General features: G+C 48.1%; 15 protein-coding genes. All 15 read right to left on the reverse strand.

Translation table 11 applies throughout. From position 1 onward, the window contains the following. Nucleotides 1–1,257 carry an L-rhamnose isomerase gene (locus ACR0QT_RS00545; protein ID WP_432628967.1) on the reverse strand — a complete coding sequence of 419 codons (1,257 nt, stop codon included), beginning with the start codon at nucleotides 1,255–1,257 and terminating at the stop codon, nucleotides 1–3. 2 nt (nucleotides 1,258–1,259) lie between these two features. Beyond that, complete coding sequence (gene rhaB / locus ACR0QT_RS00550; protein ID WP_432628968.1) at nucleotides 1,260–2,663, reverse strand: rhamnulokinase; 1,404 nt, start codon at nucleotides 2,661–2,663, stop codon at nucleotides 1,260–1,262. Between the two features lie 15 nt (nucleotides 2,664–2,678). Further along, a complete protein-coding gene (gene rhaM / locus ACR0QT_RS00555; RefSeq protein ID WP_432628969.1) occupies nucleotides 2,679–2,990 on the reverse strand; it encodes an L-rhamnose mutarotase in 312 nt (103 codons plus the stop codon). Nucleotides 2,991–3,307: 317 nt separating this feature from the next. Continuing rightward, nucleotides 3,308–4,621 (reverse strand): O-acetylhomoserine aminocarboxypropyltransferase/cysteine synthase family protein, encoded by a 1,314-nt coding sequence (locus ACR0QT_RS00560; RefSeq protein WP_432628970.1) that lies wholly within the window; start codon nucleotides 4,619–4,621, stop codon nucleotides 3,308–3,310. Between the two features lie 131 nt (nucleotides 4,622–4,752). After that, nucleotides 4,753–5,733 (reverse strand): D-isomer specific 2-hydroxyacid dehydrogenase family protein, encoded by a 981-nt coding sequence (locus tag ACR0QT_RS00565; protein ID WP_432628971.1) that lies wholly within the window; start codon nucleotides 5,731–5,733, stop codon nucleotides 4,753–4,755. Nucleotides 5,734–6,182: 449 nt separating this feature from the next. Continuing rightward, nucleotides 6,183–6,515, reverse strand: coding sequence for a cupin domain-containing protein (locus ACR0QT_RS00570; protein ID WP_177976849.1), 333 nt, complete (start codon nucleotides 6,513–6,515; stop codon nucleotides 6,183–6,185). Between the two features lie 167 nt (nucleotides 6,516–6,682). Beyond that, complete coding sequence (hcp, locus tag ACR0QT_RS00575) at nucleotides 6,683–8,266, reverse strand: hydroxylamine reductase (protein ID WP_432629096.1); 1,584 nt, start codon at nucleotides 8,264–8,266, stop codon at nucleotides 6,683–6,685. Nucleotides 8,267–8,659: 393 nt separating this feature from the next. Continuing rightward, nucleotides 8,660–9,682 (reverse strand): ketol-acid reductoisomerase, encoded by a 1,023-nt coding sequence (ilvC, locus tag ACR0QT_RS00580; RefSeq protein WP_432628241.1) that lies wholly within the window; start codon nucleotides 9,680–9,682, stop codon nucleotides 8,660–8,662. Nucleotides 9,683–9,853: 171 nt separating this feature from the next. After that, nucleotides 9,854–10,354 (reverse strand): acetolactate synthase small subunit, encoded by a 501-nt coding sequence (gene ilvN / locus ACR0QT_RS00585; RefSeq protein WP_432628238.1) that lies wholly within the window; start codon nucleotides 10,352–10,354, stop codon nucleotides 9,854–9,856. Nucleotides 10,355–10,632: 278 nt separating this feature from the next. Further along, nucleotides 10,633–11,649, reverse strand: a complete 1,017-nt coding sequence (locus tag ACR0QT_RS00590; RefSeq protein WP_432628972.1) for an alpha-hydroxy-acid oxidizing protein — start codon at nucleotides 11,647–11,649, stop codon at nucleotides 10,633–10,635. A 139-nt stretch (nucleotides 11,650–11,788) separates the two neighbouring features. After that, complete coding sequence (locus ACR0QT_RS00595) at nucleotides 11,789–12,061, reverse strand: acylphosphatase (RefSeq protein ID WP_177976847.1); 273 nt, start codon at nucleotides 12,059–12,061, stop codon at nucleotides 11,789–11,791. 129 nt (nucleotides 12,062–12,190) lie between these two features. Next, nucleotides 12,191–13,570, reverse strand: a complete 1,380-nt coding sequence (locus tag ACR0QT_RS00600) for an MATE family efflux transporter (RefSeq protein WP_432629097.1) — start codon at nucleotides 13,568–13,570, stop codon at nucleotides 12,191–12,193. Between the two features lie 192 nt (nucleotides 13,571–13,762). Further along, a complete protein-coding gene (locus tag ACR0QT_RS00605) occupies nucleotides 13,763–14,080 on the reverse strand; it encodes a hypothetical protein (protein ID WP_432628973.1) in 318 nt (105 codons plus the stop codon). A 133-nt stretch (nucleotides 14,081–14,213) separates the two neighbouring features. Further along, complete coding sequence (locus ACR0QT_RS00610) at nucleotides 14,214–15,056, reverse strand: alpha/beta fold hydrolase (protein ID WP_432628974.1); 843 nt, start codon at nucleotides 15,054–15,056, stop codon at nucleotides 14,214–14,216. 81 nt (nucleotides 15,057–15,137) lie between these two features. Beyond that, entirely contained in the window at nucleotides 15,138–16,862 is a 1,725-nt protein-coding gene (locus tag ACR0QT_RS00615) for a bifunctional lysylphosphatidylglycerol flippase/synthetase MprF (protein ID WP_432628975.1), read from the reverse strand. Between the last annotated feature and the right edge of the window lie 12 nt (nucleotides 16,863–16,874).

Below are 16,874 nucleotides of genomic sequence, written 5' to 3' on the forward strand. Positions count from 1 at the left end.
TTATCCTCTCTTTCTCAACACCGTATTTTCATATGTTTTTACCTGTTCATACCAGGTTTCCCCACACGGAACCTGATTCTTTTCGCAGAAATAATCCCAGACCGCACCAAATGGATAGGTTTTTAATTCTTCCTGAAGCATCATGACCTCCGTCAGTCTCCCCTCATCCTGAAGGTTTGCCAGTTTCTGATTTGGCGTGAGCAATGCATACAGGAGTGCCTTCTGCATATTGCGCATTCCAATCGTCCAGGCTGCAATCCGGTTGATACTTGCATCAAAGAAGTCCAGTCCGATTTTCACGCGATCAATCGCATCGTTTCTCACAATCTCCTTTGCAATTTCGCGCGTCTCATCATCAAACAGCACCACATGATCGGAATCCCATCTCACCGGTCTCGTAACGTGAAGCGCGATCTGGTCAAAGAACAACAGCATCGAAGAAATCTTATCGGATACGACCTCTGTCGGATGATAATGTCCATTATCCATCAGTGGTAAAATGCCATTTTTAGACGCATAGTTTATGGTAAATTCCGATGAACCCACCGTATAGGACTCCAATCCAATTCCAAACACCTTCGATTCCAGGGATACCAGAACTTTTGAGCGATCATATGGAATACTGAGGATCTGATCAAGCGACTCCTTAAAACGCTTTCTCGGTGCCAGACGGTCCGCCGGAATATCCTTATAGCCATCTGGAATCCAGATATTCATCACACACGGCTCTCCCGTCTGCTCCGCAAAATACTCGGAAATGCGAATGCATGCCTGAACATGATGAATCCAGAAATCCCGCACCTCTTTATCCGGACTTGACAGCGTCAAATTGTCTTTCACCATCGGATGAGAAAACAGCGTCGGATTAAAATCCAATCCAAGTCCACGCTCTTTTGCAAACTGAACCCACGGCTCAAAATGTTTCGGCTCAATCTGATCCCGATCCACATATTCCTCATCGTTAAAGATCGCATAGCAGGCATGCAGATTCAGCTTATGCGTTCCAGGAATCATGCTCAGGACAAAATCAATATCCTTCATAAGTTCTTCCGGAGTTCTGGCACGTCCCGGATAATTTCCTGTCGCCTGAATTCCTCCTGTCAACGGTCCCTTCTGGTCAAAACCGACCACATCGTCTCCCTGCCAGCAGTGCAGAGAAATGCGAATTTTCTCAAGCGTCTTCATCGCCTGTTCGGTATCTACCCCAATCTTTTCATACTGTTCCTTTGCCCAATCGTAATATGCCTGAGTTTTCATTCCTACCTCCTGTATTCCTTAATATCAAATGAATCGTAAATCATTTTCCGCGCATTCTCCAACGAAGAACATTCGCCCGAGTGAATCATCTGCGCCACCAAATTTCCGATCGCCGTTGCCTCGGACGGTCCACTGTACACCGTCTTTTTCGTCTTTTCTGCCGTCAGTCTGTTCAAATACGTCGCATTGGAACCGCCTCCCACAACATAAAGCGCATCGTACTCTTTGCCCGTGAGTTCTTCCATCTCTTTTATCGTCCGTTCATAACAGTCAGACAGGCTCTGATAAATCACCGCAGAAATTTCACCTTCCGTTTCCGGCACCCTCTGTCCCGTCTTCTCACAATACTGCAAAACCGCTTGAATCATGCTCTCCGGTGCAAGAAATACCGGATCATTCACATCCACACGCGATGGGAAATCGGTATTTTTTTCTGCCATCTCGCAAAGTTCGGCAAATGACCATCGATCGTTCCACTCATGTCGCACGGATTGAATCATCCACAGTCCCATGATATTTTTCAGATAGCGAAACCGATACTCATAGCCACCCTCATTCGTCATGTTGGCTTTTTGGCTTTCCCGGCTACAATCTGCCTCCCTGCGCTCTGTGCCCAAAAGCGACCAGGTTCCGGAACTGAGATACAAAAAATCTTCTCCTGTTGCCGGAACTGCCATCACCGCCGATGCCGTGTCATGAGTTGCCGGCTGAATCACCTGTGTCTGAAATCCGACCTGCTCTGCAATTTCCGGCTTCAATACTCCGATCTTGGTTCCTGCCATCGTGATATTGCCAAACAAGGATTTTTTATAACCCAGCTTTTCAATCAAGGACCAGTCCCAGTCTTTTGTCAGGGGATTCACCAACTGCGTCGTCGTCGCATTCGTGTACTCTGTCATTTTGACCCCGGTCAGAAGATAGCTCAAATAATCCGGAATCATCAACATCGTCTCTGCCCTTTCTAAACGTCCCGTTTTTGACTCCTTATCCGCCATCAACTGATAAATCGTATTAAAGATCTGTTTCTGAATGCCGGTATGTCGATACAACTGTTCTGGATCGATACAAGCCTCAACAATCTCATCCATTCCCGTCGTTCTTCCATCTCGATACGCATAAACCGGATCAATTCGTTCTCCCTGCTGATCCATAAGCACATAGTCGACTGCCCAGGTATCAATGGCCATGCTGACCGGTATTTTTCCTTTTTCTCTGCAACATTTCAGTCCATTTTTTACCTCTTGAAATAAATGTTCCACATCCCAGCATAAATGTCCGTCTTCTTTTTTCATTCCATTTTCAAACCGGTAAATTTCTTCAATCTCCAGTTTTCCCTCTGACAGACAGCCCAGAATGTGTCGCCCGCTCGAAGCCCCTATATCAACTGCAAGATAATACTGTCTCATGTTCTCTCCTTCATCCTAATCTAAATGAAAGACCTGCTTTAAATCAACGCTGACAGGACTGTTATCCTCGTTGGTCTCCATAATGTCTGCCATATAGTCCCACCACTTTCTATTGATTTCTGTGTCCGCGCCTTTTCTCCACAATTCCTCATTTTCGATTTCTATATATCCGTAGAGAACGTTGGTCTCTCGATCTAAAAAAATAGAATAATTTTTTCCCCCATAAGCATGAATCATCTCTTTCATTTCCGGCCAAAGCTGGTTATGACGATATTCATATTCCTCTTCCATTCCCGGAAACAATTTCATTTTGAATGCTTTCTGCATGACAACCTCCCATCTTTGTTTTTCCTGCATCTCGGTTATGCTTATCATACAGATTTTAAAAAAAGAATTCTATTTCCTTTTCCTCCAAAATATCATTCTAAATTTATAATAGTTTCCATATTTGACGTTTTTTGAAACGCTATGTTTCTTTTATGTTTCTTTCTGTTTATATATGCGACATTTGATTCGATGAACCTCCGCGAGCGCCGACTTGAATAGGGCGCAATTTCTGATCACACAAAAAAAGCAGGATAATCAATTTCTGATTATCCTGCCAAAAAGAATTCTCTTTTATTACTTATATGTATTTAATCAAATTAAGCCTCAGCGACTACCTTGAATGCCTCGTCGAGATCCTCGATGATATCGTCCACATTCTCGGTACCGATGGACAGACGAATCGTTGCCGGGGTGATGCCCTGATCTGCCAGCTCCTCCTCATTCAGCTGAGAATGGGTTGTGGATGCCGGATGGATAACCAGAGACTTCACATCTGCGACGTTTGCAAGCAGGGAGAAGAGCTCCAGATTGTCGATGAACTTCTTCGCATTCTCTGCGCCACCCTTGATCTCGAAGGTGAAGATGGAACCACCACCGTTCGGGAAGTACTTCTTGTACAGTGCCTGCTGTTCCGGATCATCGGATACAGACGGATGATGAACCTTCTCTACGAGCGGATGATTGTTCAGATACTGAACGACTTTCAGTGCGTTCTCCACATGACGCTCTACTCTCAGGGACAGAGTCTCAAGACCCTGTAACAGAATCCATGCGCTGATCGGAGCGATCGTTGCGCCGGTATCTCTCAGCAGGACTGCACGGATCTTGGTTACAAATGCTGCCTTGCCAACTGCCTTTGTGAAGCTAACACCGTGATAGCTCGGGTTCGGCTCGGTTAAGGACGGGAACTTTCCGCTTGCCTCCCAGTCGAAGTTACCGCTGTCTACGATCACACCGCCAAGGGTGCTTCCGTGACCACCGATGAACTTGGTTGCGGAGTGAACCACGATGTCTGCGCCGTACTCGATCGGGCGTACCAGATACGGGGTTGCGAAGGTGTTATCAACTACCAGCGGAATCTTGTGTGCATGTGCAATGTTTGCGAGTCTCTCGATATCTACAACATCGGAGTTCGGGTTTCCAAGGGTCTCTACATGGATTGCCTTGGTGTTGTCCTGAATGGCTGACTCTACTTCCTCATAGTTGAACGGATCTACGAAAGTGGTCGTGATGCCGTACTCGCTTAAGGTGTGTGCTAAGAGGTTGTAAGTACCGCCGTAGATGTTCTTTGCTGCTACGATGTGATCGCCTGCATGTGCCAGGTTCTGGAAAGTGTAGCTGATTGCTGCTGCACCGGAAGCGACTGCCAGAGCTGCGACACCGCCCTCAAGAGCTGCAACTCTCTGCTCAAATACATCCTCGGTCGGGTTGGTCAGACGACCGTAAATGTTACCTGCATCTGCCAGTCCAAAACGTGCTGCTGCGTGATCACAGTTGCGGAACACATAGGAGGTTGTCTGGTAAATCGGAACGGCTCTTGCGTCGGTCACTGCATCCGGCTGTTCCTGTCCTACATGAAGCTGTAAGGTTTCAAACTTTAAATTTCTGTCTGCGTATGCTTTCTTACTCATAATTGATTTCCTCCTCAAGTTCAGGTCTATTTTTTGTTTCCTTTATTTCCTATCAACTTACAAGGAGATAATAACAAACTTTCCAAAATCTGTCTAATAGAAAAAACCAGATCTCCAGTTATAGATTGAACCTATAACTCGTTTCGGCAGGGCGTTCCCTCTTTCATCTGCACGATTCCCCGGATTCCACAGTCCACCATACTGCGAACTGCGGTATCCGTGTAGAATGCCATATGCGGGGTGAAGATCACGTTGCGGAACTGGTGCAGATAGAACCAGTTTCTGTTTTTCAGAATATCGATGCGGTGATCCTCATGGATAATCCCCTCCTCGCCCTCAACGGTGTCAAGACCGAGGGCTCCGATCTTCTCGCTCTCGATGCCCTCGACAAGCGCATCGATATCCACAAGCTCTCCGCGCGCACAGTTGATCAGGATCACGCCATCCTTCATCTTTGCAATCGTCTCGCGATCGAGCATATGATAATTCTCCGGTGTCAATGGAAGATGAAGCGTGATGATGTCTGCCTCGCGGTAAACGGTCTCACGATCCACATAGGTTGCATACTTCTTCACTTCTTCCTTCTCATACGGGTCAACTGCCAGAATCCGACAGCCAAATCCAGACAGACTGCGGATTACCTGAGCACCGATCTTTCCGGTTCCGATCACACCGACTGTCATATGTTTGAGCTCGCGTCCCATCAGTCCTTTGAGTGCAAAGTCATTGACCTGACCTCTCCAGAGCGCCTGCTTGTAATTGCGCAGACACATCAACATCATCATAATCGTAAAATCCGACACTCCGTCCGGCTCATAGCTTGCGTTGCACACATGGATACCAATGCTCTTCGCATACGCTACATCAATATGATTAAATCCGATCGTTCTCGTTGAGAGGCACTCCACGCCCAGTTTCTTCCACGCGTCCAAAAGCGGAGCATCGATCGTGCCCTGACCAAGAATTGACACGCCGTCACAGCCCTCTGCCATCCCCGCATTCTCCAGCGACGGCACCTCACCGGTCTCCACAACCTCAACCTTTAACTCCTCCGCGATTCTGGCAATATCCGCCTTCTCGTCCTCTCGTACCTCATAGAGCAGTATTCTCATAACAAATCTGTCCTTTCCCTGTCTCACCCAGACATATTCCTCGAACCATCTCTCGTCCCCATTGTCTGCATGCCCAGTGTATGTTAGATTTTATTTCTCATCAATCTCATCGTACCACAGGAAGCCCCAAATTGACAGCTCCTCTTTTGAAAGAAATTCACTCTATTTCCTATCATAAAAAATCCCGCAAGCAGATTTCTCGTTACCAATTACGCATTGCGCAAACAGCAATAGATTTTCTACTTGCGGGAAATATTTTTGCAAATACTTAAAGCCTACGTCTATACCAGCTGGCGACGTAAGACGAGAAAGTGCAGGCAAACCCGTGTGAAACGTCAGTGCTTAGGTCGCGTAGTCTGCGACCTTATGCACTGCTACGTTGAACCCGGAGCGAGAGCGCGTTTGCCTGACTTTACTCGTCGTCGGCGCCTCGATAAATCTATAAATTTTTAGAAGATCACCGTCAACAGCATCTTAAAATTCTCTTTTCCATACACCGCATGCGGATGGCGAGCCGGCATCACAATCGTCTCTCCCTCGTGAAGCTCATACTCGACACCATCGATCGTAATCCGTCCAACACCGTCAAGGCACTGTACCATTGCATCTCCGCCGGACTCATGTGTGCTGATCTCCTCCCCTTTCCAGAAAGAAAACAGCGTCAGGCTGACTGCATCATTCTGCGCAAGTGTACGGCTGACTACCTGACCCTCCTGATACGCAATCATCTCTTTCAGACTTAAAACCTCTGCCTTGTTAATGTTCTTCATTCTCTCTTCCATCATACCTTCTCCTTTTTTGTTATTAATTTCCCGCTTTACCGTCCACCCGGACCATCTAGCGGATTTGCCTCTGATTCTTCCTGTGTACATTGTGCAGTCTTTTCTCTTTCTTGCTTTTCTTGCGTTCCAGATTCTCTGAATCTTCCACCTTCGCCTTTTTAGTATCTTTAGCGACCCAGCAGAGCCTTTAAATCCTCCTCGGCTGTCGTCGTCGGCGCGATGTGATAGTTCTCCACCAGATAGTTTAACACATTTTTAGAAATAAATGCAGGTAAAGTCGGGCCAAGTCGAATATTTTCAATTCCAAGGTGAAGCAGGGTCAGCAAAATGCAGACTGCCTTCTGCTCATACCAGGACAATACGAGCGACAACGGAAGCTCATTGACCGAACACTCAAATGCCTCCGCAAGCGCAATTGCCACGCGAATCGCACTGTACGCGTCGTTGCACTGTCCCATATCCATGATGCGCGGAAGTCCCGCCACTTCCCCGAGATCGAGATCATTGAAACGATACTTTCCGCACGCAAGCGTCAGAATCACAGAATCCGCCGGAGTATTCTTCACAAAATCCGTGTAATAATTTCTTCCCGGGCGCGCACCGTCACAACCTCCTACGAGGAAGAAATGACTGATCTTTCCTGATTTTACAGCCTCCACAACCTGATCTGCAACGGAGAGCACCGTTCCATGCGCAAATCCGGTCATCACCTGCTTTCCGCCATTAATTCCTGTCATCTCGCGCCCCTCCGGATAACCGCCAAGCTCCAGAGCCTTCTCGATCACCGGTGTGAAATCCTTATCCTTTCCGATGTGTTTCATCTCCGGATAGGAGACAACCTCCGTCGTAAACACGCGATCCGCATAGCTCTTCTTCACCGGCATCAGGCAGTTTGTCGTGAAGAGAATCGGAGCCGGAATGTTGTCAAACTCCTTCTGCTGGTTCTGCCATGCCGTTCCGAAATTTCCTTTCAGATGCGGATATTTCTTTAATTCCGGATAGCCGTGCGCCGGGAGCATTTCCCCGTGCGTGTAAATGTTAATACCTTTATCCTTTGTCTGCTCCAGCAGAAGTTTCAGATCAAGAAGATCGTGACCGCTGATCACGATAAACGGTCCCTTCTCAACGGAGAGCGGAACTGTCACCGGCTTCGGATCTCCAAAACTCTCGCGATTTGCCTTGTCAAGAAGCTCCATACATGCCAGATTCACCTCTCCGACCTCAAGGACAACCGGAAGCAGATCTGCCATCTCAAGCTCATAACCGAGCACAGCGAGCGCCTTCACAAAGAACTGGTCAACCGTTTCATCGCGGTATCCGAGTACCATCGCATGATAGGCATAGGCTGCCATTCCGCGGATTCCAAACAGGATCAGCGACTTTAATGAGCGAATGTCCTCATCTGCCTCCCAGATCGCCTTCATCTCATATGCATCTGTGTCGCCACAGCGAGAAGCACAGGTGATGCATCCCGGGGAGATTCTCGCCTTCTCCTGACGCACGCGCTCAATCATTTCTTTTACAGTCTCTTCATTGAAATTTACATTCGTGATCGTCGTAAACAGGGCTTCTATAATCAGCTCGGTCGTGTGCTCATCACCCGGATGATGAAAGCACCCTTTCGCCAGACCGATCAGCTCTCCGGTCAGCTCATCCTGAAGATTTGCGACATCTGCACTCTTTCCACATACTCCCGCATTTCCTGTACATCCAGTGCATCCTGCGGTCTGTTCACACTGAAAACAAAACATTTTATTCATTCAAGATTTCCTCCATCTCTCTGCGCTATTTTTTGATCTCTTTTGTCTCTTTATTTCTTTCGATTTTTCTTTCTATTTTCTTCAATTTTTCTCGATATTTCTTTTGAGTTCTCTCGTTATTCTTATGCTATTCTCATGCTATTCCCATGCTTTCTTTTTTCTTTCGCTCGTATACAGAATACTCGAAAATCCATCAAAACTCCGTAACGATTGTTACAAATCCGAAAAAATCTCAAATAAAATTCAATTTCTCAAGAAACCTCTCCGGAAACAGAGCCGAAAAAAAGAGAGACCTCACAGGACAACTGCCTGCAAAGTCTCTCTCTTTTCCCTATGTAGAAGAAATCTTCTTATTCGGTTTTGTTCTCAGATGAGCAACGCGGATTAGTTGTTGATCAGCTTATCCTCTTCGTTGTTCCAGCTGTACAGCTTACGGATCTCTGCACCAACCTTCTCAGACGGATGCTCGGAAGCCAGCTTTCTCATAGCCTTGAAGTGTACCTGACGACCTGCCGGAGACATATCAAGCAGGAACTCCTTAGCGAAGGTACCATCCTGGATATCGGTCAGGATCTTCTTCATGGTCTTCTTGGTCTCCTCAGTGATCAGCTTCGGTCCGGTGATGTAATCGCCGTACTCAGCAGTGTTGGAGATGGAGTAACGCATTCCAGCGAAACCAGACTGGTAGATCAGGTCTACGATCAGCTTCATCTCATGGATGCACTCGAAGTATGCGTTCTTCGGATCGTAACCAGCCTCAACCAGAGTCTCGAAACCTGCCTGCATCAGAGCGCAAACACCGCCACACAGAACTGCCTGCTCACCGAACAGATCGGTCTCAGTCTCGGTACGGAAGGTGGTCTCCAGCAGACCTGCTCTTGCTCCGCCGATGCCCAGGCCGTAAGCCAGTGCCTTCTCCAGAGCCTTGCCGGTGTAATCCTGCTCAACAGCTACCAGACACGGAGTTCCCTTACCTGCCTGATACTCACTACGAACGGTATGACCCGGTGCCTTCGGAGCGATCATGGTTACATCGACATTCTTCGGCGGGTTGATGCATCCGAAATGAATATTGAAACCATGAGCAAACATCAGCATGTTGCCCTCTTCCAGGTTCGGCTCGATGTCTTTCTTGTACATATCTGCCTGCAGCTCATCGTTGATCAGGATCATGATGATATCTGCCTTCTTTGCAGCCTCTGCTGCGGTATAAACTTCAAAGCCCTGCTTCTCAGCCTTTGCCCAGGACTTACTTCCCTCATACAGACCAATGATAACGTGGCATCCAGAATCCTTTAAGTTTAATGCGTGTGCATGTCCCTGGCTACCGTAGCCGATAATCGCAATCGTCTTACCCTCCAGTAAGGATAAGTTACAATCTTCCTGATAATAAATCTTTGCCATGATTCTTTTCCTCCTTGGAAATACATATGAATCTAAATTCTTTTAAAATTTTATAAGCAAAAGGATTCATACCGGCGTCTCTCTGTCCGTCTTTGGCATTCCTTCTCGCTAACATCTCTCATGGATCTCGCCGTGTCTCATCAACATTTCCGTCGAAATCCGTCCGCCCTGCGCTTACGGCAGATAACGGATGTCATCAGAACCTCTTGAAAGGCCCGTCAGACCAGTTCTTGCAAGCTCCAGAATCTCATAATCCTCGAGCAGGTTGATAAGGGCATCCAGTTTGGACTGATCACCGGTCAGCATAACGGTGAGGGAATCTTTTCCCACATCCACGATCGTCGCACGGAAAATGCTAGAGATCGCATTGACTGCCTGACGCTGATTTGCATTCGCCCGAACCTTTACCATGATCAGTTCCCGGTAAACGGAATGACCCGGCTTGAGTTCCTTGATGTCGCGGACATCTTCCAGCTTACGCAACTGTTTCTCAATCTGTTCCAAAATGCTCTGATCTCCGTAGGAAACCACTGTCATTCTGGAATAGCGCTCATCTGCCGTAACACCAACGGTCAGACTCTCGATATTATATCCCCGGCGACTGAACAGACCCGCAACGCGACTCAGTACACCAGAAGTGTTGTCTACCAGCAATGATAAAACAATTCTATCCATCGGCTCTCACCCTTTCCTGTCAACTGACATTCCGACTGCCAACACAAATCGGATTCTCAGCTTGCCCATTACATATCGATTTCCCATAATCACTGATCTCCTATCTTATTGATCTCCTATCGGACCTCGCATGTAATTCGTAATTCTTATGATAACAATCATGTACCTTTTTGTCAACTCTCAAAATGGAATGTATGATATTCCTGAGAGTTATAGGTTGCTGTTCACGCATGGCGAAAACAGCAACGAATTCTGGTGGCAATCCGATCTCATTTCGATCAACGCACCATATCTCTCGTGATTTCTGCGAGACTTCCTGCCCCGCACATTGCCATCGTATCCTTCAGTTCTGCTCCGAGACGGGTGATGAGTTCCTCAACCCCCTCCTCTGCTCCGCCGTACACGGCTGTCACAAACGGACGACAGATCAAAACACCGTCTGCACCAAGCGCAAGCGCCTTAAACAGATCCACTCCGGTCCGGATTCCTCCGTCCACCAGAATCTTCATCGAACCTCCGACTGCCTCTGCGATCTCCGGAAGAACCTCTGCGGTTGCCGGACACTGGTCAAGTACACGACCGCCGTGATTTGAGACGACAATTGCGGATGCACCTGCCTCCTTCGCTTTCCTTGCCCCGCGCACAGTCATGATTCCCTTCACGATAAATGGCAGTCCTGCCTCGCGAATGATCTCACCAAGCTCCTCCACCGTCTTTGCTCCAGCCGGTGGATTGCGGTCTTTCAAGAACGGAAGTCCCGCTGCATCCACATCCATTGCAACTGCAAATGCCCCGCTCTCGCGAACAAGTTTCATCTTCTCTGCTACGGTCGGCGCATCCCACGGCTTGACCGTCGGCACTCCGATTCCGCCTGCGCGCTTTACTGCCTGTGTCGCCGAGATCATCACGTTCGGATCAGTTCCGTCGCCGGTAAATGCCGAGATTCCTGCATTTGCACACGCGCGAACGAGAACATCGTTGTAGCTTGCGTCGTTATACGCTTCCCCGTAATGCAGGTTCACTGCGCCCACCGGACCTGCAAAAAACGGGAACGCAAATTTCTTTCCGAACAGCTCAAATGTCGTGTCAACCGGGCGATTTGCGCAGAGCGTGTCCATCTGCACACGGATCTCCTTCCACTTCTCGTAGTTGCGGATTGCGGTGTCTCCGACTCCCTTTGCACCCGGTCCCGGAATCTGATTTCTGCACGCCCGCCCGTCACAGATCTCACACCCCTTACAATATTTTCCCAGACATGTTCTCGCCTGAAGAAGCACTTCTTTCTTTGTCAACATTGCCCTCATCCTCCTGATTTTTTATTTTTTAACCCGCTTTCCTTTCAAATCAAATTGATTGTTTGATTGCTTTGATGGTTTGATTAGTTTGATTGCTTTAATGGTTTAATCGATTTAATGGTTTGATCGCTTGATCTCTTTAATTTGCCATGTAAAATCCCTTTTCGTCTTTGAGTGGAATGTCCTCCGACTCCACATCCTCAATCTGGATATACGGCTCCTGTCTCAGACGCCGTACCAGTTCCCAAACCATGAGTTCTGACCCCTGCACTTCCATCTCAACACGACCATCCCAGAGATTCTGCACCCAGCCGTAAAGCCCGAGTCCCCGCGCAATTCGCGTCGCCTGATAGCGAAATCCCACTCCCTGCACGCGACCGGAAAAATAGAAATGTTTTCTCACCGTTTTCATGAAACCGCCCCTTTCGATCTCTTTTTTTGCCTCTCTTTTTTACCTCTCTTTTTTCGATCTTCAAACCGATTTTTCAGCTTTTCTATCCTTGATCGAATCGATTCTCCGTATTTCTGATTGTTCTCTATTTTATTTCTTTTTTTGATTCTTCTTACCCATCGACGGATCTCCGACAACCCGCTTAAACAACAGCAGATACACCGTCGTCGACACAATAGAAGAAATGATGTCCGACACCGGCTCCGTGCAGAATACATTCGTGATACCAAACAGAAGCGGAATCACAAACACGCCCACCAGATAGAGCGTTTTTCGAAACAGCGACAGACTGATTGCGACATGTGCGATTCCCATTCCCGTAAATCCATCCACAATCGTGTACTGCACCGCAAGCGGAATCACCGCAAGTGCTGAGATCCTGATTGCCCTTGCCGTCAGCTCAATGTACTCCGGATTTCTCGTAAAAATCTGTGCAAACAGCCCCGGTACCAACTGGGAGAGCAAAAACATGATCGTCGTAAATCCCAATGACATCTTCAAAATGTGCTGTTGCGCCTTCCAGATGCGGTCGGGACGCTTTGCACCGAAATTGTAGCCGAGAATCGTCTGCGTTCCACTCGTGATTCCCCCAAGCGGCATCGTCACAATCAGCATGAAGCTCTGTGCAATCGTCGCACACGTCAACAGCGTATCGCCCTGCACCGGGCCTCCGAGTCTCTGAATCACTGTGTTCATCGAGATGATCAGCACATTGTCCATCGCAATGATGATGCACGGGGACGCACCGACCTTGATGACCCGCTTCATGACCTTCCAGCTGTAATCCCCAAACGTGATGCGGATCGGCACCCGCTTTCCAAAAAGAAACGTCAGCACATAGGTGCAGGACGCGAACTGGGAGAGCACCGTCGCAAGCGCTGCCCCGCGTACCCCCATTCCCAGTCCAAAGATAAACAGCGGGTCCAGCACAATGTTTGCAACCGCACCGAGCACAACCGCCTTCATTCCGATCTTTGCAAAGCCCTGACAGATGATAAACTGATTCATTCCCGTCGTCATCAGCGCAAAAACTGTACCGATCAGGTAAATTGTGATGTACTGGTAGGCATAGGTGAAGGTTCTCTCTCCCGCGCCAAACCACCAGAGCATCTTTTCTGAGAGCGCAAGCGCCGTCCCCGTCAGAACTGCCGATAAAATCAGAAGCATGAGGAAACAGTTCGCAAGAATCTGCTTCGCCAGACGCTCATTCTTTTCTCCGAGTCGAATGCTCATTAGCGGAGCACCACCGATTCCGATCAGACAGGCGAACGAGGAAATCAGCGTCACAATCGGTCCGCAGACCCCGACTCCCGCAAGCGCACTCTCTCCGATCTGTGGAATATTTCCTATGTACATTCGATCCACAATGCTGTAAAACACGCTGACAAACTGCGCGAGCATCGACGGAATCGCCAGTCTCCAGACAAGCCCTTTCACATCATCCGTGTCAAGGTTATTTTCCAGTTTCATCTCTTTTCTATTTTCTGAACCCATCTCTCCTACCCATTCCTGTTTCTTCTAAATTTCTTCTTATGTCTCTTCTTATATTTTTCTTAATCTCTTCTTCGCTTTTCTTTTTTCTTTTCCAGTCTCTCTTGTCTGAGCAACATCCAACTTGACGGCAAGTACATGTTTGCTTTTTCCATTAGTCTATGGATCCACTCAAAAATGACCTGCCTCATGCTCCTCATTGAGCCATGCAACTGCTTCCCAGATTCCCTCCGTCGTAAACGGAAAATCCCGGCTGTGCTTCTTTTCGTCCGCTGTGACCTCATAATTAAACGGTTCCGGCCAGATCACGGCGCAGATCACGTTTTCTGTCTTTGCAGGCTCCTCTCCCTGTGCCTCCTCGATCGTCCGCTCCGCCTTCTCAAGAAGGTAGCGCATTCCCCGGAAACTTCCGGTAAACCGGCTCTTTTTTAAATACGGGATGGAAATATCTCCATGAAGGTCAATTTTTGTGTTCTTATTCTCTCTCATCCCCGTCATTCCTTTCCTGTTCTTCCACAGTCTCTTCTTCTATCTCTTCTTCTATCTTTTCTTCTATGATTTTTTCTGTATCATTTTTTCTTTCATGATCTTTTCTTGGATAATCCTTTCTTGGATTGATCTCTTACACGGCCTTTGCTTCGCTCTTTCCTGCGTCCTGTCTTATATTCTGTCTTGTATCCGATCTTATGACTGTGCCCTTTTCCTCTTTTAAAAATCGCTCAATCACTCTCAGATACCGCTCCCTCTTGTGCAGGAAATCTACATGGCGCGCCTTCTTTAACAGAACCAGACGACTTCCCGGAATCTGGCGTTGCATCCACTGGCTGTGAGAAACTCGGATCACATCGTTCGTTCCGGCAATCAACAGCGTCGGTGCCTGAATTTTCCCAAGTCTCTCCTCCGTCAAATCCGGAGAGTGAAACATCAAGCCGTTGAGCATCCTGCTCCGATCAAACTTCTGGCGCTGTCTCTTGTCCTGACAGAATTCCCTCATGATTCCGGCAACCGCATACTCCGCGCCGACAAACAGATAATACGGCAGAAGCATCCCCCACGGCTTTGCATTTCCACTGACCGCAATCACTTCCGTCGTGTGCTCCGGATAGAGGGATGCAAATTCCAGTGCAATGTTCGCCCCATCGCTGAATCCGAGAAGCGTGACCTGCTCAATTCCGAGATGGTGGAGCAATTTGAGAACATCGCCCGCCATATCCTGAGTCGTAAATTCCAGACTCGACGTTCTCTTTAAGAGGGAATGACCGTGCCCTCTGCTGTCCATCAAAATCACCTGAAATCCCCGTTTTTCAAACCAGACTGCATACTTCTCAAAAATTTTGTGGGACTCCCCGTTTCCGTGAAGAAGGACGATCGGTCTTCCGCTCCCGTGCACCTCATAATAGATTCTTGCGTCATCCGTCTCAAACTTTCCGCTTCTCATCTTATCTTCCGTCTCATCTTTCCCCATCACTCTGCATCTTCCCTTCCATTGCCAACGATATCGACTCTCTCGTTCACGGTTTTATCCATTCTCTCATCGATTCCCTCGTTATTTGCTCTCCTGCTTTCTCTCATCTTTTTTGTCTTGTTTCCTCTGAAAACGTTCTTTCAAAAATGACCGCACATAATCCATGATTCCCTGAGGATTCTGGATCTTTACCACTGCATAAAACATATCGGGTGTCGGCACTTTCGGCAGGTATGCATAGTAGGACGGCACCCATTCAGTCGGACTGTACTTCTCCTTTGCCCGATAGAGATCGCGGAATCCATAGCAGGCATTCAGATTGTCATAAACAAAGCGAAGCAGTTTCTCGATCGGATTCGCACTTTTTTCGTCAAGTCCGGTCAGAGGAGCAACACCGAGACTTCCATACTCGATCCCCTCCTCCTTAAATGCCTGAAATGCCTGATAAATAATCGTCTCCATGACTCCGCCCGGAGCATCGTTTCCGTGACGGGTCACATCTGCCATATAGCCATTTCCTGCCATAAACGGTACGAAGACGACAAATGCCACAATCTTCCCTGCTTCCGTCTGCGCATAGAAATAACGACGATCCATCGGATTTTCCAGACCGACGGTTCCCATCGTAAACGTCAGAAGACCGCTCTTTTTCTCGGAAAGCCACTCATCGCTGACCCGAGTCAGTCCCGCCTCAATCTCAGGATCTCTCTGTTCGCTGATGCGATACTCCTTAATTGTGATTCCGGCTTTCGTTGCATGATTGATATTCATGCGCATCTTCGCACCCTTTTTTCCGGAAATCTCATAGTCAGAGAGCTTAAACCGCGCCTCCTCGCCGGCTTTGACGATTCCAAAACCTTGTTTTTTATACTCCTCTAAATAATCATCCGTCAGACCGAGAAAGAACAGCTTATAAGCACTCTTCTGACAAAACTCCCGAAACTCTGCAAGCAGGGTGCCGAAATTCTCATCGGCGCAGATCGGATCTCCGTTGACAATCACCGTATCGTCCACGGTTCCATACGGAATCACGCCGTCTACATTCTTTCCAAAATACAGTGTTTTATCCTCCTCGAGTGTCAGATACGAGCAGGGATTTTTTCCATATAAATGCAAAAGAGTCCGCGCATGCTGGATGTCCCGGCTGTCCGACGGAGCCTCAAGCCACGGTCTCACCGCATACAGCACCGAGGCGAGCATACAGCCCCAGCTGAACCAGAAAATCACAGGTTCCGCCCTCTGCGCCCACGGGCTTGTGACCGGACTCACGCTCATCCCAAAAATCATCCCTGCGCCCTCTACAAGGCTCTGCCAGAACGAAACACTTCCGCCATTTGGCTGTACGGCAAGTTTCAGATAATGGTAGCCCAGTCCCGCATTGATCAGGATTCCCACGAGCGAAACGCCAAACAGCACCATTGCCTGCTGTCTCGATCGCTTCGATGCCGGACAACAGAAATCCGTCCGGAAAATGCAAAATCCAATCACCAAAAGTCCATTGATCACAAACGCAATCCGGTGCGTCGGACTCTCTGCCAGCTCTGCCATACAGCGCAGTAAACTCAAGATCAGAACAAAGACTGTGATCTTCCACGCCGAATGTTTTCGCTTTTTCAGCTGAAACGACAGGAAAAACAGGATTACAGAGAAGGCTCTCTGCACCATTCTTCCCATCTCAAGAAACGTCATCACCCGATACTCCACGGTCCACGCCGGCACAAATGTCAGCCCGAACAGGATCACAGAAAGTACCGCCAGAAAAAGAATCATTCCATTTTCCACTTTGATCCGAATCGTCTGCTTCATTGTTATCACTCA

Origin of the sequence: Brotaphodocola sp. (genome assembly GCF_050873365.1) — a bacterium.
Taxonomy (GTDB): domain Bacteria; phylum Bacillota; class Clostridia; order Lachnospirales; family Lachnospiraceae; genus Brotaphodocola.